Below are 23,894 nucleotides of genomic sequence, written 5' to 3'. Positions count from 1 at the left end.
CGGTGGCCTGAGCGCGGTGCCGGGTGCGTTCGGCGAGGTTGACGACGTCGTCGACCTCGCGACGCGTTCCGACGGGGAAAGCGTGGTCGCGGTCGGCGGCTACGGCTACCAGCTGCAGGTCGGAACGGTGACTGGAGACGAGCCGCCAGAGCCGATCTACGACGGTGTCGAGCTGACCTCGCCATCGTGGGATCGCAATGATGTGATCTGGGCGGTGAATCGGCCCGAGACCGGTGGGGAGCTCGTGGCCATGCGTCCGGACGGCACGGAGCTCGAGGTCAGGTCGGAGGAGCTGGAGGACAAAGACGTCGCCAACGCCGCGATCTCACCGGACGGCACCAAGATGGCCCTCGTCGCGGACGGAGTCGCCTATCTCGGCGTCATCGTCCATGACAGCGAGAACCGCGAGCGGGTGTCGGTGGAGCGGCTCCGGCGGATCGGGCCGGAAGGCGAGGCCATCGACGTGGACTGGAGCGACGCGGAGCACGTGGCACTGCTCTCGGGTGACGAACAGGACACCGACGATGACGTGCCCGTCGAGCCGGAGGTCTACCTGGTGAACACGTCCGGTTCAGAGAACTCCAGCCGAGGGCCGGTTCCGGGCGCGACGTCGGTGGCCGCGGACGCGGCCGAAGGCATCGTCGTGGCAACCGAGGAGGACCTGCTGCTGGTGCACGAGTCACGTAATCGCTGGGTCGACGTCGACGAGGGCTCGGCGCCGGCATTCTCTTAGGTGGTGCTTCGGTGCGCCGCCGGGCAGTGACCTCGCGTAGGCCAGGGCTGTCAAAGGTCACGATTGGGGTTCGCTGCGGGCCGGGCCGGGCGTAGGGTGGAAGGTACCGGAAGCCTGCCAGCCAGGTAGGCACCGGCGTACCAGGTGGAGCACGGGTATGCGGATACATCAACGGCTGACGGAGTTCGTCGTCGCCGGCGAAGACTTGGTACTCGGCAGCGCCTGCGCCGGGTGCGGGGAGGTAGCCGGCCTGCTCTGCAACGGCTGCCGCGACGAGCTCGTCGGCCCATCGGCTCCGGTGTATGACCTTCCGGGTTCGGCCGATCTCCGGGTGGCCGGTGCCGCCGCCTACGCCGGGGTGGCTGGATCTGTCATCGTCGACCACAAGGAGCACGGTCGGCTGGCGCTGAGCAGACCGCTCGGTGATGCCTTGGCCGTCGCTGTCACGGCTTTGTCCGCGGCCGACGGCGGCTGCCCGCATTGTGGCCGTCGTCCGGCGGCGCTGGTTCCGATACCGTCGCGTCGCTCTACCGTCCGGGGCCGGGGACACGACCCTGTGCTGCGCATCGCCCGTCGCGCGGCTTCGACTCTGCGGCGGGCCGGCGACAGCGCGACCGTGGTTCCCGCCCTGCGACACGTACGCACCGTCGATGATCAGGCGCATCTCGGCAGAGTGGCACGCGCGGCGAACCTGCGCGGCTCTATGACGGTCCGTCGCAGCGCCACGAGGCTGCTGCGGGCCCGATGTCCCGTACTGGTCGATGACGTGGTCACGAGTGGCGCGACGTTGCGTGAAGCGGCTCGTGCACTCAGCGAGACCGGGTTGCGACCATGCGGCGCCGCCGTCGTTGCCGTCGCCGGCACTCCGTGACACGTGCGGCACGACCGGGCACAGTGCGGCGGGGCGCAGCACAACTGAACATAGTGCGGGCCTGACAGGCCCCCGCACCTGCACAGAGACCGCGGGTGTGAACTGGACGGCCGCCGGAGACGCGGCTGTGAAGAAGGTAAGAAGTTTACGAACATGCGAGATCAACGTGTACTACGAGCGACAAGCAGCTAACGTTTGTGCATGGCACCCGTTGTCCGCTCTGTAGCACCGCGGTCCGTTCGGTACCGCGTGCAGCTGGAGCGCCGGGGGTGCTTCCCCTGGTGTTCGGGTGTGGTCTCGACCGTCTAACCCAAACCGGGAGGTTACGAGTGGATATTGTCGTCAAGGGCCGTCGTACAGACGTGCCGGAGCGTTTCCGCGACCACGTAGCCGAGAAGCTCTCCAAGCTGTCGAAGTTCGACCACAAGGTCATACGGGTAGAGGTCGAGGTGGCCACGGAGCGCAATCCGAGGCGAGCCGACGAGTCGGAGCGTGTCGAGTTGACCGTGCACTCCAAGGGCCCCGTGATCCGGGCCGAGGCCGCCGCGTCCGACAAGCGAGCGGCGCTGGACCTCGCACTGGACAAGCTGGTCGGCAGGATGCGCAAGGCGGCGGATCGTCGCCGAGTTCACCACGGCAACAGGACTCCGATGTCCGTGGCCGCGGCGACAGCCCCTCTCAACGGGGGAAGCAGCGCTGGCATGGAAGCCCCTGTGCCCGAGCAGCCGGCCGCGCCGTTGAGCACACCGGCGCCGAAATCCGAGATGCGGCCCAGCGCCCCGTTGGTGGCTGAGGCGGAGGATCCTGACGTCTATGTCGAACGAAACGGGCCGATGGTGGTTCGGGAGAAGACGCACAAGGCCACTCCGATGACGCGTGACCAGGCTCTTTACGAGATGGAGCTCGTCGGTCACGACTTCTACCTGTTCGTCGACTCCGATTCGAAAATGCCATGTGTGGTGTACCGCAGGCAGGGCTACGACTATGGCGTGATCCGTCTGGACGTGTAATGCCACGGCGCTACGGCGTCGACACATTGTGGTCGCCTGGGTGGGCCGGGGAATTCATCTCGCTCTCACGCAGTCGGCGGATGGCTCTCCGTGCTGGTTGCGTGGAGCGGCCGCCGACTGAAGATCGCTCGACGAACTTCCCCGGCCCTTCCCGGTCTTGGCCCTGGTCTCGGGGTTGCGTCGCCCAACCGTTCGCAGATAGTACGGGCTTGCCCAGCCGTCGGTGAGGACGGTCACGGAAGACACGGCGAGGTTGTCGGAGGCGGTTGGTAGCGTCCCCGACATGGGGAATCGTGAGACGCTGTCGCGCTCCGCGGCCCGGCGGGTCGCGCTGGCGGCACAAGGGTTCGCGGATGCGCGTCCCGCACGGCCGGATCGACGGGCGCTCCGTCGTGTGTTCGACCGGGTAGGCATCATCCAGATCGACTCGGTCAACGTGCTCTCACGCTCGCAGTATCTGCCCGTCTTCAGCCGGCTCGGTGCGTACCCGCGGGAGCTGCTGGACCGAGCGTCGGCGAAAGCGCCGCGGCTGCTGTTCGAGTACTGGGCGCATGAAGCGTCGTTGGTTCCGGTGCAGATGCAGCCATATCTGAGGCACCGGATGGCCAAGGCGGACGAGGCCGCGTGGGGCGGCATGCGTCGCCTCGCGCGGGAACAGCCGGAGTTCGTCAGCTGGGTGCTCGACGAGGTCAAGCGGCTGGGGCCGGTCACGGCCGGCGAGATTGAGCATGACGCGCCTCGTCGTACGGATCATTGGGGCTGGAACTGGTCGGATGTGAAGGCGGCCCTCGAGTATTTGTTCTGGGCGGGCGAGGTCACATCCGCAGCTCGGAACAGTTCGTTCGCTCGTCTCTACGACATCCCTGAGCGGGTGGTGCCTGCGGACGTGCTCGCTGCGCCGACTCCATCGGTGGAGGAGACGTATCGCGAGTTGGTCCGGATCGCGGCTCGCTCGCATGGTGTAGGCACCGAACAGTGTCTGCGTGACTACTTCCGGCTGCCGGCCGCGGGCGCGCGTCAGGCCGTGTCCGAGCTGGTGGACAGCGGGGAGTTGTTGCCGGTCAGCGTAGACGGATGGAACCGGAGCGCTTATCTGTACCGGGATGCACGGGTGCCGCGCCGGGTACGGGCCCGTGCACTGCTCAGCCCGTTCGACTCTCTGATCTGGGAACGGGCCCGGACACAGGCCCTGTTCGGGGTCCGCTACCGGTTGGAGATCTACGTCCCCCGGGACAAGAGGGTGCACGGCTATTACGTGCTGCCGTTCCTGCTCGGAGACCGCCTCGTCGCCCGCGTCGACCTCAAGTCCGACCGGGACGGCAGAGTGCTGCTGGTTCAGGCCGCCTGGGGCGAGCCCGACGCTCCCGCGGAGACCGCGGAGGAGCTCGCGGCCGAGCTTGTGGGTATGGCACATTGGCTCGGGCTGGACAGTGTCGCTGTCGTCGGCCCGGGGGACCTCGCTCCTGAGCTGGACAACGTTCTCCGGCAGATCGGTTGACCGCTCCGGAATTCCTGGGAGGGGGTCTGGAGGCGGCGGGTTGCGCCGGTAGGGCAATTCCGGTTGGTCCGTGGCGGTTGACCGCTCCGGAATTCCTGGAAGGGGGTCTGGAGGCGGCGGGTTACGCCGGTGGGCCAGTTCCGGTTGGTCCGTGGCCCGGCTGGGCTTGAGCCTCCAGACCCCTCCCAGGAATTCCGAAGCTCCGGGTCAGGCGAGGTCGTCCGGAAGCAGGTCGTACCAGTGATGGTCGTCGAACGTGCCGTCGGGAAGCCGGACGGCGGAACGCTCAACGCCGCTGCGGCGGAATCCGATGCGCTCGATGACTCTGCGCGAGGCGTCGTTGCCCTCGGCATGCGTCACCCGTAGACGCCGCAGTCCGAGCCCGCCGTCGTCGGTGGCGACGAAGGCATGGCGGATCATCAGCCTGACCGCCTCCGTGGCGACGCCGACGCCGCGCGCTGTGGGATGGACCCAATATCCGATCGATCCCTGGTCGCGATGTGGCCCCTCGAGGGCCAGCGAGAAGCAACCGAGTGCCGGCCCGCCGGCGGGGTGCGCTGCCGCCCATGTGATGCCCGTGCCGGATGCGGCGGACTCGGAGATCCCGCGGATGAACCCACGCGCATCGGCGAGGGTGTAGGCCTCCGGTAGTGTCAGCCAGCGCCTGGTGATGGGATCGGTACACGCCTCCCGCACGGCGTCGGCGTCGGACTCGTCGAACGGCCGGAGCATCACGCGGGTGCCGTAGATCGTGGGTATGTCCAGCCACGGTGTCGTCGGCTGTGACGGATCGCCGGGGAGCAGGGTCGCCACCCAGGCGTCTCGTCGCCGGCCACGTTGGACCAGATGCGACCGGAGAGTGCCTTCGAAGGTGAACCCCAGCCGCCACACCACCCGGCGTGACGCCCAGTTGCCTACGTACGCCTGCCAGACCATTCGCTGCAGGCCGAGCCCTTCCGGTGCGAACGCGCGCTCGATGACAAGCCGGACCGCGGTTGTGACCAGACCGCGGCCGCGGCCCTTCGGGCCCATCCAGAACCCGATCTCCCCCGAGCCGTGGCCATCGAGGTTCAGGCCGATCATGCCTAGGACTGTGCCGTCGTGCGACTCGCGCAGCGCCCAGCTCAGCTCTGTGCCCTGTGCCCAGCCCTGGTAGGCCAGGTTGATGAAGTCCGCGGCATGGCCTCGTGTGTACGGCGAAGGCAGTCTCGTCCACTCCTGGACTTGGGCGTCCTGGCAGAGTTCGGCGATCCGATCCACGTCGTCGGCGGTCGGAGCGGACAACAGCACGCGGTCACCGCGGAGCTCGAACGGTTCCATAAGGGGTATCCTGCCCAGGTGCGGTAGGTATACGGCAATCGATAATGCGTCAGAAGTCCGCTGCGCGAGGTGAGGGGTTCGGACGCGGGCACTGTCTGCGTCGCCGAGTCGTTAACCTTCCGCGGTTGCGACGTACCATGGAATGTCGAAGCCCCAGTGGCTCATGCCGTCTTGCAGATAAACGTTGGCTAGGAGTTGACCCGCGTGCCCGTATTGCTCGACAAGATCCTCCGCGCTGGGGAGGGCAAGATCCTCAAGCGCCTCGAGGGGATCGTCAAACAGGTCAACAGCATCGAAGAGGACTTCACCGCTCTGTCCGACGACGAACTGCGCGGCATGACCGACGAGTTCCGGAAGCGGTTGGAGGAGGGCGAGACGCTCGACGACCTCCTGCCGGAGGCGTTCGCCACCGTACGTGAGACGGCGAAGCGGACGCTGGGACAGCGTCATTTCGACGTCCAGATCATGGGTGGCGCGGCGATGCATCTCGGGAACATCGCCGAGATGAAGACCGGTGAGGGTAAGACCCTGGTCGCCACCCTGCCGTCGTACCTCAACGCGCTGAGCGGGAAGGGTGTCCACGTCGTCACCGTCAACGACTATCTGGTCCGACGGGACGCGGAGTGGATGGGACGCATCCACCGCTTCCTCGGTCTCGAGGTCGGCACCATCGTCAACGGCCTGAATTCCACCCAGCGACGCGCCGCTTACGCGGCCGACATCACGTACGGCACGAACAACGAGGTCGGCTTCGACTACCTCCGCGACAACATGGCGCAGCGCGTCGAGGACATGGTTCAGCGGGGGCATAACTTCGCCATCGTCGACGAGGTCGACTCCATCCTGATCGACGAGGCCCGCACGCCCCTGATCATCTCCGGTCCGGCCGATCAGCCCACCAAGTGGTACGGCGAGTTCTCCAAACTCGCGCAGCGGCTGCGTCGTGAAACCGACTACGAGGTGGACGAGAAGAAGCGCACCGTCGGGATCCTCGAGCCCGGTATCGAGCGGGTGGAGGACTGGCTCGGTATCGAGAACCTCTACGAGAGCGCCAACACCCCGCTCATCCAGTACCTCAACAACTCGATCAAGGCGAAGGAACTGTACCGGCGGGACAAGGAATACGTCGTGGTGGACGGCAGCGTCCTCATCGTCGACGAGCACACTGGTCGCGTCCTGGGCGGTCGCCGCTACAACGAGGGCATGCACCAGGCGATCGAGGCGAAGGAAGGGGTGGAGATCAAGCAGGAGAACCAGACGCTGGCCTCGGTGACGCTGCAGAACTATTTCCGCCTCTACGACAAGCTGGCCGGTATGACCGGTACGGCCATGACGGAAGCCAGCGAGTTCGACAAGATCTACAGCCTCGGCGTGGTGCCGATTCCGCCCAACCGACCGCTGGCACGGATGGATCAGGACGACCAGATCTACCGTACCGAGGACGCGAAGTATGTCGCCGTGGCGGAGGACCTGGTGGATCGGCACAAGAACGGCCAGCCCGTGCTTGTCGGTACAACCAGCGTGGAGAAGTCGGAGCGGCTGTCTCAGCTGCTGCGCAAGCGTGGCGTCCCGCACGAGGTTCTCAACGCGAAGCAACACGACCGGGAAGCGGCCATCATCGCGCAGGCGGGCCGCCGCGGTGCGGTGACCGTCGCCACCAACATGGCGGGTCGCGGAACCGACATCATGCTCGGCGGCAACCACGAGTTCATGGCGGCCGCGGAACTGAAACAGCGCGGCCTCGATCCGGTGGAGAACCCGGAAGAGTACGCGGCCGCGGAACCTGCTGCGCTTGAGAAGTACGAGGCGCAGGTGGCCGCGGAGCGGGATGAGGTCCGCGAGCTCGGCGGCCTCTACGTGCTGGGCACCGAGCGCCATGAGTCTCGCCGGATCGACAACCAGCTGCGCGGCCGGTCCGGGCGGCAGGGCGACCCGGGAGAGTCGCGCTTCTACCTGTCGCTGCAGGACGACCTGATGCGGCTGTTCAAGGCCGAGTGGGTCGAGATGATTCTGCGGACGCTCAACCAGCCCGACGATGTGCCCATCGAGCACAAGCGGGTGAGCAACGCGGTCAAGGGTGCCCAGGCGCAACGTGAGGCGCAGAGTTTCGAAGCGCGCAAGGACGTGCTGAAGTACGACGATGTGCTGAACACTCAGCGGACCCTGATCTACGACGAGCGCCGGCGGGTTCTCGGCGGCGAGGACCTGCACGACCAGGTCCTGAGCATGATCGACGACTCCGTCACGGGCTACGTCCGCGGGGCCACCCGGGAGGGCTTCCCGGAGACCTGGGACCTCGACGAGCTGTGGACCGCGCTGAAGACGTTGTACCCGGTGTCGCTCGATGTGGATGAGCTGATCGAGGAGGTCGGGGCCCGGGAACGGCTCTCGTCCGGTTTCCTCGTCGAGAAACTCGTCGCCGACGCACGCAACGCCTACGCGGAGCGCGAGGAGACCCTCGGCAGCCAGGTGATGCGCGAGCTGGAACGGCGCGTCCTGCTGACGGTCATCGACCGCAAATGGCGCGAGCATCTGTACGAGATGGACTACCTGCGCGAAGGCATCGGCCTGCGGGCATTCGCCCAGAAGCAGCCGCTCGTCGAGTACCAGCGCGAGGGGTTCGACTTGTTCACCGCCATGATGGACGGGATCAAGGAAGAGTCCGTCCGGCTGGTGTTCAACCTCGAGGTCCAGGTCAAGCAGAAGGAGACGGCCGAGGGGGATGGTGCCGGAGAGGCTGCTCCCGTTGTGGAGGCGGAGGGCCTCACTCCGGCTCGTCGTCCGGCGCAGCTTCAGTACAGTGCGCCCACGGTCGATGGGGACGCTGAGGTGCAGCAGCGAGTCGAGCGGACCGGGGGCGGTACTGCTGTCGCGTCTGGTGCCGGTGGAGCCCGCGGTGCGCATGCCGCCCAGACCGAGGACGGCGATGCCGAGTTCGAGGGCGTGGCACGTAACGCCCTGTGCCCGTGCGGGTCTGGCAAGAAGTTCAAGCGCTGCCACGGCGATCCGAAGCAGCGCGCCGCGATGGAGTAGCTTCAGGGGTCGCCTAGGGTGGCTGGGGCTGTGGTCGCCTTGGGTGGGCTGGGGAATTCTTCTCGCTCTCACGCGGCCGGCGGACGGCTAGGACCGCGGGTTGCGTGGGCCTGCCGCCGGCCGAAGATCGGTCGAAGAGCTTCCCCAGCCGTTCTGGGCGTTCAGCTGGTCTGTTCGATGGGCGATCCAGCCGGTCGGCGTACGGCTAGGACCGCGGGTTGCGTGGGCCTGCCGCCGGCCGAAGATCGCTCGAAGAGCTTCCCCAGCCCTTCCGGGCGGTTCAGCTGGTCTGTTCGATGTGGTGATCCGGCCGGTCGGGGTACTGGTCATTGACGCCGACCGTGGCTGGATGAGAACTGTTTCACTCGAGTTTGTTCCGTCAGTCAAGACCTTCCGTTACGTTCGAGTCATGGCAACGTGACTGGAAGGCTTGAGGGCGGAGGGATCCACCGTGGCAGTCGGGTTAATGAGCCGTGCACATCGTTCGTGGGTAATGAAGGCCGTCGCGCTTGGCGCGGCGGCCGTTATGTTGCTTCCGGCAGGTTCAGCGGTTGCGTCTTCCGGGGCGCACGACGGCGCGGACCAGCAGCCGGTAGCGGAAGTGTCGCGGGAGGCGCCGACAGGTGTGGTGGCGCTTGGCGACTCGTACTCGTCCGGTCTGGGCACTGAGGCTTACGAGGACGACTGCGATCGGACTCAGCAGGCATGGGTGTGGCTCATCTTCGCCGACGACGTCCCGGCATCCGAGCGAACGCTGCTGGCCTGTTCGGGCGCGGTCATCGACGATGTCTACGACCAGGTCGATGAGCTCGAAGCTGTCAGCGGTGCGGGCGGCAGGCTGATCACGGTGACGGTCGGAGGCAACGACGTCGGATTCGCGAACGAGCTGGCGAACTGTTTCGTGCCGTTTGTCAGCTGCACCAACCGTGAGGACGCGATCATGGCGGAGATCAATGCGCTCGCGAATCCGCTGACGGAGCTTTACCTGGCCGTGCAGAGCGCGGCTCCCGGCGACGAGCTGATCGTCGGGGGATACCCGTTCCTGGTGCCCGACCCGGATGTGCGCAGCAGCTGCAGCGCGCTGACGCCGCTGCTGTCGTCGCCGGAGCGGCAGATGATCCGCAGGCTCGGCAGCGCGCTGAACGAGGTGACCGAGGAAGCGGCGAGCGCTGCCGGTGTCCGATCGGCTGGGACACAGCTTGAACAGGTCTTCGACGGTCACGAGGCGTGTGCCAACGGGCCGGACGACTGGCTCAACGGGCTCAAGCTGGGCCGTTCCTCGGGAGTGGACAACACCTCCGCGGGTGAACAGGCGACCGAGGCAGCGTCCGACGACCCCGACGACCCCGAGTTTGAGCCGTATTGGGACATCATCAGCGACTTCGTGCGGGACTCTTTCCACCCGAATGCTGCCGGGCAGGCTGGATACGCGGACGCGTTCGCCAGCGTCTGGGGATCGTCCTGACCGGAGCGACCGTCGGGGCTCAAGGCGGATGGTGAGCTGCCGTACGGTTGGTCAACGATCAGATCAGGTCGAAAACGGTGCACACCCAGCGGCCCCGTCGCGCTTCACACCGTAGCGCCAGGGCACGCGTCCGTTCCCCCATCTGCAGCACGGCCGCAGCCTCGAAGACGTGAGTGTTGACTTCGCAGACGCGGACGGACCGTATCGAGGGCCGGGGACCTGGCGGCACGTCACGCCGGGCCGCGGCCTGGCCGGCAAGCCAGTCGTAGACCTCCTCTGTGGTCCAGCGGAGCAGCTGCTGAAGGGGACGTCTGCCCTGAATCGACTCGACGGCAGCCTGGGCAAGGCGGGCACACCACCGTCGTGGATCGGGTAGCTCCGACTGCTGTGTCGATCCCCGGGTCGCGTCTTCGGCGAGATGGAGCGGTGCACTCTGGTGCGACGTCGGCGACATCCGGTTCGACACGGCGACCGACAGAGCCAAGGTGCCCTGGGCCGGCCGGTACCTGTCCCGCCGCCGTGACCGCGGGGCCGGCGTAGCGATGACTCCGAGCTCGTCGTCGAACGGGGGCTCGGTCGGTGGGACCGGGAGCGGTCGTGCGTTTCCCGTTCCTGCGGACAGATACGTCGCCACGGTGTTCACCTCATGATCGATGCCGCTGTGCAGGGTCAGGATCGCTTCGGCGCCTGGAGCGGAACGCCGGGCCGAATGGTGTCAGGGTCGGGCCCGATCACATCGCGGTTGGCCTGGAACCAGCGGGGCCACTCCTCGGCGACCTCGGCCGGAGTCGCGTCCGGGCCGAGGTGATCAGCCGCGATGTTCCACAGAGTGTCCCCGTGCGCGACCGTGACCGACGAGGGTGGATCCGGGCTGCTCCCGTCCGACGATCCGCTCGTCTCACCGGTGCCGTGATCCGAGGTCCCGTCGCCGCCCTCGGCGCCGTCCGGATCGGCGGATGCGGGTGGCGTGTCGGCTGTGCGTTCATCCTGCGTATCGGAGCCGAGTGCCCGCGGTTCCCTGAGCTTGGGCACAGCCACCGGCGGCCGCCCGATCTCGGGCAGCCCGCCGCCTCCGACGCTCTCATCGCAGCTGGATGAGGCGGTGTGCGGGCTGGCAGTGGCGACCCACCCTGGGCCGGCGTGCGCCGCCGCACCGGTGCTCAGGGGGACGGCGACGGTGACCAGCCCGAGTGCGGCCTTGGCCAGATGCTGTGCCGCTACCGGGGTGACCCGATCCGCGCATCGTAGGGCGAATGTTCCAAGGCGGCCGGGGACGGTGGTCAGTACCGTGGCGAGGACGATCAGAAAGATCCACCCGACCAGGACCCAGGCTGCCAGTGCCGCGGCGGCCGCGACGAGCTCGTCGAATCCGGCCGAGCCGTCCGCCGCGGCGGCCACAGGACTGGCCGTCCCCCACCACAGACCTGTGACGAGCGCGCAGACGCCGACAGCAGCGGAAGCCGCACGGAGCGGTTTCAGCGCTCTCGCATCCTTTATTGCCGGTTGGGTGGAAACAGGCCAAGGGCGGGCGATTTTGGCATGGCTCACCTTCAAACCTACTCTTTCTCGATGGTTTGCCTCTGATAACTGATGATGATCTATGCATACCCGTGTGCTCAGGCGTCGTCAAGAGTTCACGCCCAGACAGATTCCGATCTCGTGCCACCCGCCGATCCGATCGCATTCTGTGGGTTGGCTCATGACGCAGGTCGGCGGCGGGCTACGGTCATCTGATGCGCTGGGAACGTCTCTTCTCCGACATCGAGGCTCAGCTGGACGAGTATGAGCGGCTCGACTTCGACGACGAGATCGCGGTCCGCACCCGCTCAGTCCGCAAGGAGATCTACCTGGTGGACCGGTTGCGCTACGAATGTGGCCGGAACATCGAGGTCCGCGTCCAGGGAGCCGGCGTGGTGCGGGGCAGGCTCGCGTCCGTCGTGCCGTCGTGGATGCTGATCGGCGATGAGTCGGGCGGCGAGTTGCTCATTCCTCGCGCGGCGGTCCTCGCCGTCTCCGGTGCCGGGATGCGGGCCGCGCTGCACGGGCCGAACCCGCCGGTGGTCGAGCCGCTGCTCGGGCAGGCGATAAGTGCGGTCTCGCAGGATCGATCGCCTGTCGTCGCTACCTTGCTCGACGGCTCCTTGCTGACCGGCGTGATCGACAGGGTTGGAGCGGACTTCTTCGACGTGGCCTCCGGCCTACCGGGCGAGGCCGGAACGCGGGGTGTGCCGGCCAGAACCGCCGTCGCGTTCAGTGCGCTGGCGCTGCTCCGTCGGACGTGAAGGGCCCCACGAGCAGGGGTGTCGCCTGGCTTACCCCACCGGCGTCCGGATTCGCGTGGCCTCTTGATCAAAATTTCTCCGGTTTCGCTCTCATAGCGGGCTCGACGTCGCTACGCTGTCGCGGATGATGATCAACAATGGCGTCGACACACTCAGTGAGGGGGCGGTCGAGCTGGACGCGCCTGCCGCGAGCCGGGTGCGTCAGGCGAGGTGGCGTAATCCGCAGCTCATCGTCGGCGTGCTGCTGGTGCTCGTGTCGACAGTGGTCGGGGTGCGCGTTGTCTCCGCGGCGGGGGACACCGTTCCGGTGCTCGCCGCGGCTCAGGATCTGGCGCCGGGCCAGCCCCTGACCGGTGACATGGTGCAGACGCGACAGGTGGCGCTGGAGGGTGACCATGATCGCTATTACACCGGAGAGGTCGATGAGGGGGATGTCGTCTCGCGAGAGGTCCGAGCCGGTGAGTTGCTTCCGAAGTCTGCGGTGGTCGGCGCTGACGAGGTCGCCTCGGGTTCTGATGCGCTGCGGCTCGTCACGGTCTCGGTCCCCACGGCCGAGCTTCCTGCAGGGCTTTCGTCCGGTGATGCCGTCGACGTGTGGGTGACGCCCTTGTCCGACGGCGACGCGGTGCGGCTGGCCGGCGGCATGACCGTCACCGAGGCGGATACCGGTGGCGCCCTGGGGGTGAATGGCAGCAATGCGACCGTCACGCTCGCGGCGCGCGGCCATGGCGGCGGCGATGACGACTCGGAGGGCGACATCGACGAGCTTGTGGGCGAGCTGATCGCGGCTAGTCGCGACGGTCGGATCTACCTGTCTCAGCGCCCATAACGCAGAGAGCGCCCAGGAGCAGCGCGAACGAGAAGGGTGAGATCGAGGATGGAAGCGGCCGACAAAGTTCAGGTGCTCACCGCAGTGACGAGCGCGGGTTGGGACACGCACCTGATCCAGGCGTTGAGGTCGGCACCGGGGCGGTTCACGGTGGCACGACGGTGCGTCGACCTGGCCGATCTCCTCGGGGCGGCTGGTGCCGGGCTGGGGCAGGTGGCGCTGGTCTCGGGCGACCTGCGCCGTCTCGACCGCGACGCATTGGACGTCATCCGTCGCGCGAAGGTCGGCGTCGTCGGGGTGCAGCCGCCCGGTGACGCGGTAGCGGACCGGGAACGATTGTCCGCACTCGGGATCCGCCACCACGTGCCGGTCGACGCCGACCCCGCGGAGCTGGCGGCCGCGGTGCTCGACGCGATCGCCACGGTCGAAGGTGGCGCCCACGCGTCCGAGCTGCCGGCACGCACGATCGCTGCCGCAGGCGGGTTCGGGGACGCGCCCGGTTCTTCAGGTGCGGCGCGGCCGGCCGACGACGCTGTCGACCCGCTGGATTTCGTGGAACGAGGCGGGCAGGGCGGACAGGTCATCGCGGTGTGGGGCCCGTACGGAGCACCGGGCCGTACGACGCTGGCCACCAACGTCGCCATGGAACTGGCGACGCTCGGCACGTCCACCATGTTGGTCGACGCCGACACGTACGGTGCCTCTGTCGCCGAGGTACTGGGTTTGCTCGACGACGCGCCTGGGCTGGCCGGCGCCGCCAGGGTGGCGAACCAGGGCCGGCTCGATGCGATAGCGCTGGCACGGTACGCGCGGAGAATCACCCCCCAACTGCACGTTCTCACCGGGATCGCCCGGCCGGCGCGGTGGACCGAGCTTCGTCCGGCTGCCCTGGACGCGGTGTGGGCGCTGACCCGCTCGGTAGCCGAGGCCACCGTCGTCGACTGCGGGTTCTGTCTGGAGGAAGACGAGGCCATGATGTTCGACACGGAGGTTCCGCGGCGTAACGGGGCGACCCTCTCGACTATTCAGACCGCGGACGTGGTGCTGGCGGTGGGCTCGTCAGACCCCGTCGGCCTTGGCCGGCTGGTGCGTGGCCTCGGCGACCTGCGGGAGCTCGTGCCCGACATCTCCGCGCTGAACGTCGTCGTCAACAGGGTGCGTCGGTCGGTGGCGGGTGCAGGGCCGGAGAAACAGATCGGTGTGGCGATGGAGCGGTACGCGGGGGTACGGCCGGCGGCGTACGTCCCTGACGACCCAGCCGCCCTGGACGGCGCGCTCGTATCCGGCCGGACGCTGGCCGAGATCGCCCCGCGTTCGCCGGCCCGCCTAGCGATCCTGGATCTGAGCCGGAGGCTGGCCGGGTTGGACACCTCGGCGCCTGGCCGCCGTCGGAGCCTCGCGCGTCTCCGTCGCCCTTGATCATCGAAGATGTCGGATGTCATGACGACAGTCCCTCAATGATCATGGGAGCCGTGGCGGAAATTGTGATCCGTGCGCGGCACACGGTCGTCGTGCACAATTAACTCATGAAACCTCTGCGCAACGTGGGTGCAAGCCCCCGTAGAGGACTGGTCCTCGGCGGGGGCGGCTTGTTGGGTGCGGCATGGACGGTCGGAGCCCTGACGGCCATCGAGCAGAGCATCGGAACCGACATGCGCACGGTCGACCACATTATGGGGACCTCGGCCGGCGCCGTGACGGCCGCATTGCTCGGTGCCGGCGTCAGCGTGCGGCAGCTGTACAGTCATCAACTCGGTCAGCCGGTCGACGGGCCGCTGGCCGGATACCTGTGGGATTACGACCACGCGACCGGCGGTCCTCGCCCGGTGCGGCCGCGGCTGGGTGTCGGCTCGCCCGGGATGGTGACGCGCAACATCAAGCGCTTGCGGAAGATGCCGCCGACGGCGGTGCTGTCGGCGTTTCTGCCCGAGGGCCGCGGCGACCTGCGCGGCGTGGGAGAGCTGGTCGAGATGGTCACCCCGGAGGGACAGTGGTCGCCGCACGACGGTCTGTGGGTCGTCGCTATGGACTATCAGTCCGGCCGGCGGGTCGCGTTCGGGCGCCAGGACGCACCCGCGGCGGCGCTTCCGGAGGCGGTGATGGCTTCGTGCGCCATCCCCGGTTGGTTCGCACCTGTCGTCATCGATGGACGGCGCTACATCGACGGGGGCACGTGCTCGGCCACGTCAGTGGACCTGCTTGCCGGCCTGGGACTGGACGAGGTCTTCGTTGTGGCGCCAACGGTCTCGTTCTCCAGTGACCGGCCGCGCGCTCTGTTGTCGCGGGTAGAGCGGAAATGGCGGATCCGGGTCACCAGGCGCTGCCTGCGGGAGGCGGAGAAGCTACGCGCTGAGGGCACCAAGGTCACGATTCTCGGACCAGGGCCGGATGACCTGTTCGAGATCGGCGGGAACGTCATGGATACGACCCGTCGTCTGCGTGTGCTGGAGACGTCGATCCGCACGTCGGCGGAGTCATTGACGGGCAGGTCCGAGGCCGCCGCCTGACGCGAGTTGTCACCCAGGATCGCTTGACGCCGCCGTGAGGGTGGATACTGGCCGAGGACACTGTAGCTCGACGATGAACGGGATGGTGCGCTATGTGTGCCATGTTCGCCCCGGGCGGCGGCTTCGACGCGGTGACGAAGGTACCCCCGCCCGCCAACGAACCGGTCCTCACCTATGCCCCGGGTTCTCCCGAGCGCGATGACCTCCAGGTGGCGCTCAACGAGCTGGCTTCTGAGCGGACTGAACTGCCCTGCGCCATCGGCGGTGACCGCAAGCTCGGCGGCGGCGACGAGATCGATGTCGTACAGCCGCATGCGCGGCACCACACGCTGGGCACCATGGGGAACGCGACCGCGGAGGACGCGCGTGCCGCGATCACGGCGGCACGCGAGGCCGCGCCCGGATGGCGTGCACTCTCGTACGATGATCGCGCGGCGATCTTCCTGAAGGCCGCTGACCTGGCATCCGGGCCTTATCGAAACTGGCTGAACGCCGCGACCATGCTCGGTCAGTCGAAGACCATCCAGCAGGCCGAGATCGACGCCGTCTGTGAGCTGGTCGACTTCTGGCGGTTCAACGTCGCGTTCGGCCGCCAGATCCTCGAAGAGCAGCCGGTAGCCCAGGCTCGGGGTGTGTGGAACCGGATCGACCACCGGCCACTGGAAGGCTTCGTCTACGCGATCACACCGTTCAACTTCACCGCTATAGCCGGCAATCTGCCGACGGCGCCGGCGCTGATGGGCAACACCGTCATCTGGAAGCCCAGCCCCACCCAGCAACTGGCCGCCGAGATCACCATGCGTGTGCTGGAGGACGCCGGTCTGCCTCCCGGTGTGATCAACATGCTGACCGGCGACGGCTTGGCGGTCTCGGAGGAGGCCCTGACCGATCCAGATCTGGCCGGAATCCATTTCACCGGCTCCACCCGCACGTTCCAGACGCTGTGGCGGACGGTGGGGGAGAACATCTCCGGCTACCGCAGCTACCCGCGGATCGTCGGTGAGACCGGAGGTAAGGATTTCGTCGTGGCGCACCCCAGCGCCGACCCCGAGGTGCTCCGTACCGCGCTGGTCAGAGGCGCTTACGAGTACCAGGGACAGAAGTGCTCGGCCGCGTCTCGCGCCTACATCCCGCGGAGCGTGTGGAGCAGGATGCGGGACGACTTCCTGTCGCTGACGGAGTCATTGCCGATGGGGCCCGTCACCGACTTCTCGAACTTCATGGGTGCGGTCATCGACGAGCGCGCGTTCGCCAAGCACACGGCGGCTATCGAGCGGGCGAAGACGGAGTCGTCCGTGCAGGTGGCGGTGGGTGGCGGCCTGGACGACTCGGAAGGCTGGTTCGTCCAGCCCACCGTGTTGGAGAGCTCCGATCCGGAGAACGAGATCTTCACGACGGAGTATTTCGGTCCCATTCTCGGCGTCCATGTCTACGATGACTCTGACTATGATCGAGTTCTGACGCAGATGGAGGGAGTGGCGTCGTACGCACTGACCGGAGCGGTCATTGCGCAGGACCGGGCAGCTATCGCGGCCGCGACGGATGCCTTAAGGTTTGCAGCAGGCAACTTCTATGTCAACGACAAGCCAACTGGATCGATCGTGGGGCAACAGCCATTCGGGGGAAGTAGGGCCAGCGGAACGAATGATAAAGCGGGCTCAGTTCAGAATCTCCTGCGATGGACCAGCACACGTGCTATTAAGGAGACGTTCGTTCCTCCGCGTGGACACGAATACCCGCACATGGGTTGAGAAGGCCCAGTACCGACTGACGAACTTGAGGTGTCTTAGTGATGGATGATCGGCTGCCGACCCGGCCGTACGTTGCACGAGCCGTCAGGCTCCTTTCGCAGCCCCGGCGGAGTCCGGCCGACAGTGCTCTGGTCACCGCCGTCGCGCTTCGTCTTGCGGCACTGGACAGCGACAGCGAGACCGCTGAGAAGCTCGTCGCGGCCGCCGACCGTGTCATCTCGGGCGTCGCAGGCCTGGTCGGGGAGCAGGTCCCGGAGTCTGACTGGAGCGACACCGCCGATGCGCTCGCGCAGATGATCGCCGGTCGGCCGCTGCAGCGTGGGCACCTCACGGCGGCACGGTCCGCACTGGGCTCGGCGGACAAGGTGATCGACTTGTCCGACCGGCTACGGCGTACGGCAGAGGAACCCCTGGACCGGGACGATCTGGGCCGGGCACTGGCCATGATGGTCGCCGGCCCGGCCGATCTGGCGCAGGCCCTCGTCGAGCGGGACAACACCGACGCTGCGGGGACGACGCCACCTGGGGACGCCATGCCAAGTGCGCCGGCCACGCCCGCACCGCGGCAAGGTGCCCGGAGGCCGAGCCCACAGGAGCGCAGTGTTCCGTTACGCGCCGTGGACGGTGGAATCCCCGGCCGCTAGGCGATCGTGGAAACGGGGGTGTGCGTCAGCGCTCTCCCGCCAGCCAGGCCCGACCGACCTGTTCCTCGATCTTGGCGGCCTCGGTGAGGCCCTGATGTACCGCTTCTTCGATCTTGCCTCCGAAGAGCGGGACCGCGGCCTTGATGGTGCCACTGATGGTGAGTGTCGTGCTTGCGCCCGCCGCCGCCAGGCGCATGGTTCCTCCACACGTCACCGGCATTCCTACCATCTCCAGCGTGATGGTTCCCGTGCGCGAGCCGTCGGGAGCTGCAGGCTCCCATACATCCGTCTGCTTGATGTCGATGGTCTCACCGACGAACCTCCGGACGAAGTCCGGCACATCCGGGGGCATGATGCGAACCAGCTCGACGGTGACACGGTCACCGTCCCAGCTGACTGACGACTGATGTCGCAGCGCCTTGGCGGCGATGGCCTTCTTGGCGATGAAGGCCTCATCGGTCAGCATGCCGAACACGGCATAGGGGTCGGCGTCGAAGCGGAGTTCGCTGTGCAGTTCCATGAGATCCCATCCTGACGCATGCGCGCGACGATCCCGGCATGCCCCGCCGTTCGCTCGGAACGTCGGCCCTCAATGATCATGTGAAGTAGGTTTCTCTTGCGTCAACAGGTCTGCAGACATGGTACGGCGCGAGAAAACCTACTTCACATGATCATTGAGGATCGGCACGGCAGGGGGACCCCGTCGGCATTAGGGTTGGAAGAGCCGCGGGACAACGAGGTCCACGGCGCGTGATGTGTACCCGGGGGTCGACCAACGATGCGCAACAGGCTGGAAGAAGCCAAGTCGGATCTACTCGCCAAGGCCGCAGCAGTAGCCGAGCGCGACCGTCATGATCGGCGTGCCGACGATTGGCTGCTCCGCCGTTACTACCGGCATATCTCCTCGGAAGACCTCGTCGACCGGGACCCGGTCGACATCTTCGGTGCCGCAGCCTCGCACCGCCGCGCCGCCGAGCAGCGGCCGCAGGGCACATCCGTAGTGAACGTCTTCACGCCGACGGTCGACGAGCATGGCTGGTCCACGGGGCATACCGTCGTCGAGGTCGTCACCGACGACATGCCGTTCCTCGTCGACTCGGTGACCATGGCGCTGCACGCCAACGACAACCTGATCAGGCTGATCGTCCATCCGCAGATCATCGTCCGCCGGGACGTGACCGGGGCTCTGCTGGAGATCGTGGACATCGACGACAACGACCCCCGGCTGGGCGAGATTCCGGATGCGGTGGTCGAGTCGTGGATGCACCTGGAGATCGACCGGCGAGATGATCCGGACGAACAGCAGCGCATCGAGGAACTCCTCCGGCACGCGCTCCGTGACGTGCGGGACGCCGTCGATGACTGGCCCCGGATGCGTCAGCGTGCCCTCGAGATCGCGGAGTCGTTCGACAGGACGTCGCTGCCGGTGTCTGACGACGACGTCGACGAGGCGCGCGAGCTGCTGAGGTGGTTGGCTGACGACCATTTCACGTTCCTGGGATACCGCGAGTACATGCTGGAGGAGGTCGATGGCGACGAGTCGTTGCGTGCCGTCACCGGTTCCGGGCTCGGTATTCTCCGGGCCGATCAGGATCTCTCCGGCTCATTCGCGAAGCTCCCGCCCGAGGTCAGAGCGAAGGCCCGCGAGAAACGGCTGCTGGTGCTGACCAAGGCCAACTCCAAGTCGACCGTGCATCGTGATACGTACCTGGACTACATCGGCGTCAAGATCTTCGACGACGCCGGCGAGGTCATCGGCGAACGGCGATTCCTCGGACTGCTGACGTCGGCGGCGTACATCGAGAGCGTCCAGCGCATACCGGTGTTGCGTCGTCGGGTAAATGAGGTGCTGGAGCGCAGTGGGTTCGCGCCGGGAAGCCACTCCGGCAAGGACCTGCTCCAGGTGCTGGAGACCTATCCACGCGACGAGCTGTTCCAGACGCCCGTCGACCAGCTGTTGCCGATCGCGCTGGCCGTGGTGAACCTCCAGGAGCGCCGTCAGCTCAGGATGTTCGTCCGTCGTGATGACTACGGCCGGTACTTGTCGTTCCTGGTCTACCTGCCGCGCGACCGCTACAACACTGATGTGCGGGAGCGGATCCAGCGTCTGCTGCTCGCGGCCACCGGTGGCGGATCGATCGACTTCACGGCGAGACTCGGCGAGTCGATGCTGGCCAGGCTGCACTTCGTGGTCCGGCGGGTGCCGGATCGGCCGCTGCCCGAGGTCGATGCGGATGAGCTGGAGAAGCAGCTGTTCGCGGCGACCCGGGCGTGGACCGACGACTTCTCCGACGCCCTCGCCGAGCAGCTGGGGGAAGAATCGGCCGCGCGCCTGCTCAGACGGTACAAGGACGGCTTTCCGGAGGGCTACAAAGAGGACTTTCCCGCGCGCACGGCGGCAGCCGACGTCCGCAAGCTCGAGCAGCTGCCGGAGGCTGACGGCCTGAGCCTCAACCTCTACCGGCCGGTGGGCGCGGCGACGACGGACCGTCGGCTGAAGATCTACCGCACGGGCACACCGATCTCGCTGACTCGGGTGTTGCCGCTGCTGTCCCGGATGGGCGTCGAGGTCGTCGACGAGCGTCCGTACGAGATCGTCCGCCGTGAAGCGGAAGCCCCGGTGTACATCTACGACTTCGGGCTCCGGTTCTCCAGCCTGCACGGTGGCGACGGGGACCGGCTGAAGAGTCTGTTCCAGGATGCCTTCGTCGCCGTCTGGAGGGGCGACGCCGAGAGCGACGGCTTCAACGCGCTGGTGGCGCTCGCCGGCCTGTCCTGGCGTGAGTCGTCGGTCCTGCGTGCTTATGCGAAGTACCTCCGGCAGGCGGGCTCCACGTTCAGCCAGACGTATCTGGAGGAGTGCCTATCTGCGCATGTCGACATCTCCCGGATGCTCGTGGAGCTGTTCGAGGTGCGATTCGACCCGGACCGGACGGGCGGGCCGGAGGCGCGCGACGAGGCCGTCAAGAAGGTCACCGAACGCATCGATTCGGCACTGGACGGGGTGGCCAGCCTCGACCAGGACCGGATCCTGCGTTCGTTCCTCCGGCTCATCCAGGCCACCTTGCGCACGAGCTTCTTCCGGGCACAGGATGAGGCATCCGGGGCCGAGCCGACGACCGCCATCAGTTTCAAGCTCGACTCCTCTGAGATCCCGGAGCTGCCACAGCCACGTCCGCGGTTCGAGATCTGGGTGTATTCGCCGCGGATCGAAGGGGTCCACCTCCGGTACGGCGCCGTCGCCCGTGGCGGTCTGCGCTGGTCGGACCGGCGGGAGGACTTCCGGACCGAGATCCTCGGCTTGGTCAAGGCGCAGGCGGTGAAGAACTCGGTGATCGTGCCGGTGGGCGCCAAGGGCGGCTTCGTCGGTAAGCGGCTCCCCGACCCATCCGTGGATCGGGAAGCCTGGCTGGCCGAGGGCATCGAGTGTTACAAGACATTCGTCCGCGGGATGCTCGACATCACCGATAACCGCGCCGACGACGGCACGGTGCTGCCGCCGTCGCGCGTCGTCCGGCACGATGGAGACGACCCGTACCTGGTGGTAGCGGCCGACAAGGGCACCGCGGCGTTCTCTGACATCGCCAACGATGTGTCGAAGGATTACAGCTTCTGGCTCGGCGATGCCTTCGCGTCAGGCGGATCCGCCGGTTATGACCACAAGGTGATGGGCATCACCGCGCGGGGCGCCTGGGAGTCGGTCAAGCGCTACTTCCGGGAGATGGGCCGGGACTGTCAGAACGAGGACTTCACCGTGGCCGGCATCGGCGACATGTCGGGCGATGTCTTCGGGAACGGGATGCTGCTCTCGGAGCACATCCGGCTGGTGGCGGCGTTCGACCACCGGCACATCTTCCTGGACCCACACCCGGACGCGGCCACCTCCTACGCCGAACGGCGCCGGCTGTTCGAGCTTCCGCGGTCGATGTGGACCGATTACTCGGCGGAGCTCATCAGCGAGGGCGGCGGCATCTACCCGCGCACCGCGAAGAGCATCCCGATCACCCCACAGATGGCAGAGCGGCTCGATATCGATGGATCAGTGTCCACCATGACGCCGGCAGAGCTGATGCGGGCCATCTTGGCGGCACCGGTCGACCTGCTGTGGAACGGTGGGATCGGCACGTATGTGAAGGCCAGCACGGAGACGCACGCCGAGGTGGGCGACAAGGCGAACGACGCGATCCGGATCGACGCCACACAACTGCGCTGCGCGTGCATCGGTGAGGGCGGCAACCTGGGCTTCACCCAGCGTGGGCGGATCGAGTACGCGCTGCGGTCCACCGAAGAGCGGCCGCACTTCATGAACACCGACGCGATCGACAACTCGGCCGGTGTGGACGCGTCGGACCACGAAGTGAACATCAAGATCCTGCTGGATGGCGTCGTGCGCGCCGGGGATATGACCGAGAAGCAGCGCAATGCGTTGCTGACCGAGATGACCGACGAAGTCGCGGAGCTGGTGCTGGCCACCAACTACGGCCAGAATCTGGCGCTCGCGATGGCGGTACGCAATGCGCCCAACCTGGCACACGTCCATCGTGCCTATATGAGCAAGCTGGAGAACGACGGTCTGCTCGACCGTGGGATCGAAGCGTTGCCCACCGACCGGCAGATGAACGAGCGGATGAACACCGGCCGCGGCTTGACGTCGCCGGAGATGGCGGTCCTGCTCGCGTACACGAAGAACACGATGTACACGGAGCTGCTGGAGACGAACCTGCCGGACGATCCCCACCTGAGCGCCCTGCTGCATGCGTACTTCCCCAGCGCGCTGCGCGAGCACTACCCGGATCGGATCGACGCGCACCCGCTGCGCCGGGAAATCATCACCAACACGCTCGTGAACGAACTGGTCAACCAGGCGGGCACGACGTTCGCCTTCCGGCTGGCGATGGAGACCGGCGGTTCGCTCGAGGATCTTGCGCGAGCCCACACGGTGGCTGGGACGGTCTTCCAGATACCTGAGCTCTACGCGGCGGTCTCCGCGTTGGACAACGTGGTCTCCTCCGACGTGCAGACCCGGATGAGGCTGGCCGGGCGAACCATCACCGAGCGGGTCACCCGCTGGCTCGTGGTCAACCGTCGCCCCCCGATCGACATCGCCTGGCAGATCGGGTTCTTCGAGGCGCCGATCGGGCGTCTACTCGAGGCGCTTCCCCACGTGGTGGCCGGCAGGGAGCTGGACCTGTACTCGGCCCGCCGCGACGATCTACTCAAGGCCGGCGTCCCGGACGATCTCGCGATGCGGGTGGCCGTGTTGCCGCCGGCCTACTCCGGGCTTGGGATGGTGGAGAACTCGCTGGCGACCGGGACGGACCTGATCGAGGTGGCACGGGTGCACTTCGCCCTGGGCGAGCATCTGGGCTTGGGCCGGCTGCTGGAGCGGATCATCGCACTGCCACGAAGCGACCGCTGGCAGACGATGGCACGAGCCGCGCTGCGGGACGACTTGCACGCCGTGCATGCGTCGCTCACCGCTCAGTTGTTGCAGCACACCGACGAGGATGCCGAGCCGGAGGAGCGGGTGCAGACCTGGTCCGACGAGGAAGAGGCGGTGGTCACCCGCGCTCGCAGGACGCTCGGGGAGATCATCGAGGGTGAGTCCTTCGACCTGGCGCGGTTGTCGGTCGGAGTGCGCGTCATCCGATCGCTGCTGCACACCTCCCCGGCCTGACGCCCACGTGAGAGGTCGCGCAGGATGGGGGTCGCCTGACTCGCGAGCGCCCGCATCCCGGATACCCCAGCTCGCTTGACCGGCGCCCCATTCTGCGCGGCCTCCTAGCGTCCTGCGGAGCGTGGCCGATGGGGCTCGGTTCGCAGGACGCAAGGGAAGAAGGGGAAGGCTTCGGCGGGGAAGTTGAGAAAATCTCGGAGGGCGCGTGCTGTTTCCCTGCTCCGGCGTCTCTTACATATCGAGGGTGATGGTCGCGGTGTCGACGTATTCTCAC

The 23,894-nt window shown here is 67.1% G+C and carries 17 protein-coding genes; 13 read left to right on the top strand and 4 right to left on the bottom strand.

The genetic code is table 11. The annotated features are described in order from the left end of the window. The 4 genes from ELR45_RS16750 to ELR45_RS16735 all read left to right on the top strand — a co-directional run. Nucleotides 1–733: LpqB family beta-propeller domain-containing protein (locus tag ELR45_RS16750; RefSeq protein WP_165367848.1), on the top strand; the 733-nt coding region annotated here is incomplete at its 5' end. Between the two features lie 157 nt (nucleotides 734–890). Then, the gene (locus ELR45_RS16745; protein ID WP_129667427.1) at nucleotides 891–1,604 is read left to right on the top strand and encodes a ComF family protein; all 714 of its coding nucleotides are present in this window, start codon (nucleotides 891–893) and stop codon (nucleotides 1,602–1,604) included. 329 nt (nucleotides 1,605–1,933) lie between these two features. Beyond that, a complete protein-coding gene (hpf, locus tag ELR45_RS16740) occupies nucleotides 1,934–2,614 on the top strand; it encodes a ribosome hibernation-promoting factor, HPF/YfiA family (RefSeq protein ID WP_129667426.1) in 681 nt (226 codons plus the stop codon). A 283-nt stretch (nucleotides 2,615–2,897) separates the two neighbouring features. Beyond that, nucleotides 2,898–4,112: a winged helix-turn-helix domain-containing protein gene (locus ELR45_RS16735; protein ID WP_129667425.1), complete on the top strand. Its 1,215-nt coding sequence runs from the start codon at nucleotides 2,898–2,900 to the stop codon at nucleotides 4,110–4,112. A gap of 207 nt (nucleotides 4,113–4,319) precedes the next feature. Here ELR45_RS16735 and ELR45_RS16730 read toward each other — a convergent pair whose 3' ends face one another. After that, nucleotides 4,320–5,432 carry a GNAT family N-acetyltransferase gene (locus ELR45_RS16730; RefSeq protein WP_129667424.1) on the bottom strand — a complete coding sequence of 371 codons (1,113 nt, stop codon included), beginning with the start codon at nucleotides 5,430–5,432 and terminating at the stop codon, nucleotides 4,320–4,322. A 204-nt stretch (nucleotides 5,433–5,636) separates the two neighbouring features. Between ELR45_RS16730 and secA the strand changes: the two genes are divergently transcribed. Continuing rightward, a complete protein-coding gene (gene secA / locus ELR45_RS16725; protein ID WP_129667423.1) occupies nucleotides 5,637–8,465 on the top strand; it encodes a preprotein translocase subunit SecA in 2,829 nt (942 codons plus the stop codon). Between the two features lie 466 nt (nucleotides 8,466–8,931). Then, complete coding sequence (locus ELR45_RS16720; RefSeq protein WP_129667422.1) at nucleotides 8,932–9,930, top strand: GDSL-type esterase/lipase family protein; 999 nt, start codon at nucleotides 8,932–8,934, stop codon at nucleotides 9,928–9,930. Nucleotides 9,931–9,988: 58 nt separating this feature from the next. Here the strand turns inward: ELR45_RS16720 and ELR45_RS42755 are convergent, their stop codons facing one another. Next, the gene (locus tag ELR45_RS42755) at nucleotides 9,989–10,384 is read right to left on the bottom strand and encodes an Rv3235 family protein (protein ID WP_420813899.1); all 396 of its coding nucleotides are present in this window, start codon (nucleotides 10,382–10,384) and stop codon (nucleotides 9,989–9,991) included. Nucleotides 10,385–10,599: 215 nt separating this feature from the next. Then, entirely contained in the window at nucleotides 10,600–11,328 is a 729-nt protein-coding gene (locus tag ELR45_RS16710; protein ID WP_129667420.1) for a LysM peptidoglycan-binding domain-containing protein, read from the bottom strand. A 335-nt stretch (nucleotides 11,329–11,663) separates the two neighbouring features. Between ELR45_RS16710 and ELR45_RS16705 the strand changes: the two genes are divergently transcribed. The 6 genes from ELR45_RS16705 to ELR45_RS16680 all read left to right on the top strand — a co-directional run bounded on the left by ELR45_RS16705 (nucleotide 11,664) and on the right by ELR45_RS16680 (nucleotide 17,943). Beyond that, on the top strand, nucleotides 11,664–12,212 hold the full coding sequence (locus ELR45_RS16705; RefSeq protein WP_129667419.1) for a hypothetical protein: 549 nt from the start codon (nucleotides 11,664–11,666) through the stop codon (nucleotides 12,210–12,212). Between the two features lie 124 nt (nucleotides 12,213–12,336). Then, the gene (locus ELR45_RS16700) at nucleotides 12,337–13,041 is read left to right on the top strand and encodes an SAF domain-containing protein (protein ID WP_129667418.1); all 705 of its coding nucleotides are present in this window, start codon (nucleotides 12,337–12,339) and stop codon (nucleotides 13,039–13,041) included. A 48-nt stretch (nucleotides 13,042–13,089) separates the two neighbouring features. After that, a complete protein-coding gene (locus ELR45_RS16695; RefSeq protein ID WP_129667417.1) occupies nucleotides 13,090–14,460 on the top strand; it encodes a CpaE/TadZ family protein in 1,371 nt (456 codons plus the stop codon). A gap of 107 nt (nucleotides 14,461–14,567) precedes the next feature. Continuing rightward, nucleotides 14,568–15,548, top strand: coding sequence for a patatin-like phospholipase family protein (locus ELR45_RS16690; RefSeq protein ID WP_129667416.1), 981 nt, complete (start codon nucleotides 14,568–14,570; stop codon nucleotides 15,546–15,548). Between the two features lie 101 nt (nucleotides 15,549–15,649). Continuing rightward, nucleotides 15,650–17,299 carry an L-glutamate gamma-semialdehyde dehydrogenase gene (pruA, locus tag ELR45_RS16685; protein WP_129667415.1) on the top strand — a complete coding sequence of 550 codons (1,650 nt, stop codon included), beginning with the start codon at nucleotides 15,650–15,652 and terminating at the stop codon, nucleotides 17,297–17,299. 41 nt (nucleotides 17,300–17,340) lie between these two features. Beyond that, the gene (locus ELR45_RS16680) at nucleotides 17,341–17,943 is read left to right on the top strand and encodes a hypothetical protein (protein WP_129667414.1); all 603 of its coding nucleotides are present in this window, start codon (nucleotides 17,341–17,343) and stop codon (nucleotides 17,941–17,943) included. Nucleotides 17,944–17,968: 25 nt separating this feature from the next. On the opposite strand, the gene ELR45_RS16675 is transcribed toward ELR45_RS16680, so the two are convergent. Then, nucleotides 17,969–18,463 carry a DUF2505 domain-containing protein gene (locus ELR45_RS16675; protein WP_129667413.1) on the bottom strand — a complete coding sequence of 165 codons (495 nt, stop codon included), beginning with the start codon at nucleotides 18,461–18,463 and terminating at the stop codon, nucleotides 17,969–17,971. Nucleotides 18,464–18,721: 258 nt separating this feature from the next. Between ELR45_RS16675 and ELR45_RS16670 the strand changes: the two genes are divergently transcribed. Then, complete coding sequence (locus ELR45_RS16670) at nucleotides 18,722–23,620, top strand: NAD-glutamate dehydrogenase (RefSeq protein WP_129667412.1); 4,899 nt, start codon at nucleotides 18,722–18,724, stop codon at nucleotides 23,618–23,620. Nucleotides 23,621–23,894 lie beyond the last annotated feature (274 nt).

Origin of the sequence: Phytoactinopolyspora endophytica, assembly GCF_004138495.1 — a bacterium.
GTDB classification, from domain to species: domain Bacteria; phylum Actinomycetota; class Actinomycetes; order Jiangellales; family Jiangellaceae; genus Phytoactinopolyspora; species Phytoactinopolyspora endophytica.
This window is presented reverse-complemented; position numbering and strand designations above follow the sequence as displayed.

Bases quoted from the DNA above. Each gene is read 5' to 3' on its own strand.
- pruA (WP_129667415.1), top strand. From the start codon at position 15,650: ATGTTCGCCCCGGGCGGCGGCTTCGACGCGGTGACGAAGGTACCCCCG.
- ELR45_RS16705 (WP_129667419.1), top strand. From the start codon at position 11,664: ATGCGCTGGGAACGTCTCTTCTCCGACATCGAGGCTCAGCTGGACGAG.
- ELR45_RS16735 (WP_129667425.1), top strand. From the start codon at position 2,898: ATGGGGAATCGTGAGACGCTGTCGCGCTCCGCGGCCCGGCGGGTCGCG.
- ELR45_RS16680 (WP_129667414.1), top strand. From the start codon at position 17,341: ATGGATGATCGGCTGCCGACCCGGCCGTACGTTGCACGAGCCGTCAGG.
- ELR45_RS16730 (WP_129667424.1), bottom strand. From the start codon at position 5,432: ATGGAACCGTTCGAGCTCCGCGGTGACCGCGTGCTGTTGTCCGCTCCG.
- ELR45_RS42755 (WP_420813899.1), bottom strand. From the start codon at position 10,384: ATGTCGCCGACGTCGCACCAGAGTGCACCGCTCCATCTCGCCGAAGAC.
- ELR45_RS16690 (WP_129667416.1), top strand. From the start codon at position 14,568: ATGAAACCTCTGCGCAACGTGGGTGCAAGCCCCCGTAGAGGACTGGTC.
- ELR45_RS16720 (WP_129667422.1), top strand. From the start codon at position 8,932: ATGAGCCGTGCACATCGTTCGTGGGTAATGAAGGCCGTCGCGCTTGGC.
- ELR45_RS16695 (WP_129667417.1), top strand. From the start codon at position 13,090: ATGGAAGCGGCCGACAAAGTTCAGGTGCTCACCGCAGTGACGAGCGCG.
- ELR45_RS16670 (WP_129667412.1), top strand. From the start codon at position 18,722: ATGCGCAACAGGCTGGAAGAAGCCAAGTCGGATCTACTCGCCAAGGCC.
- ELR45_RS16675 (WP_129667413.1), bottom strand. From the start codon at position 18,463: ATGGAACTGCACAGCGAACTCCGCTTCGACGCCGACCCCTATGCCGTG.
- ELR45_RS16700 (WP_129667418.1), top strand. From the start codon at position 12,337: ATGATGATCAACAATGGCGTCGACACACTCAGTGAGGGGGCGGTCGAG.
- ELR45_RS16745 (WP_129667427.1), top strand. From the start codon at position 891: ATGCGGATACATCAACGGCTGACGGAGTTCGTCGTCGCCGGCGAAGAC.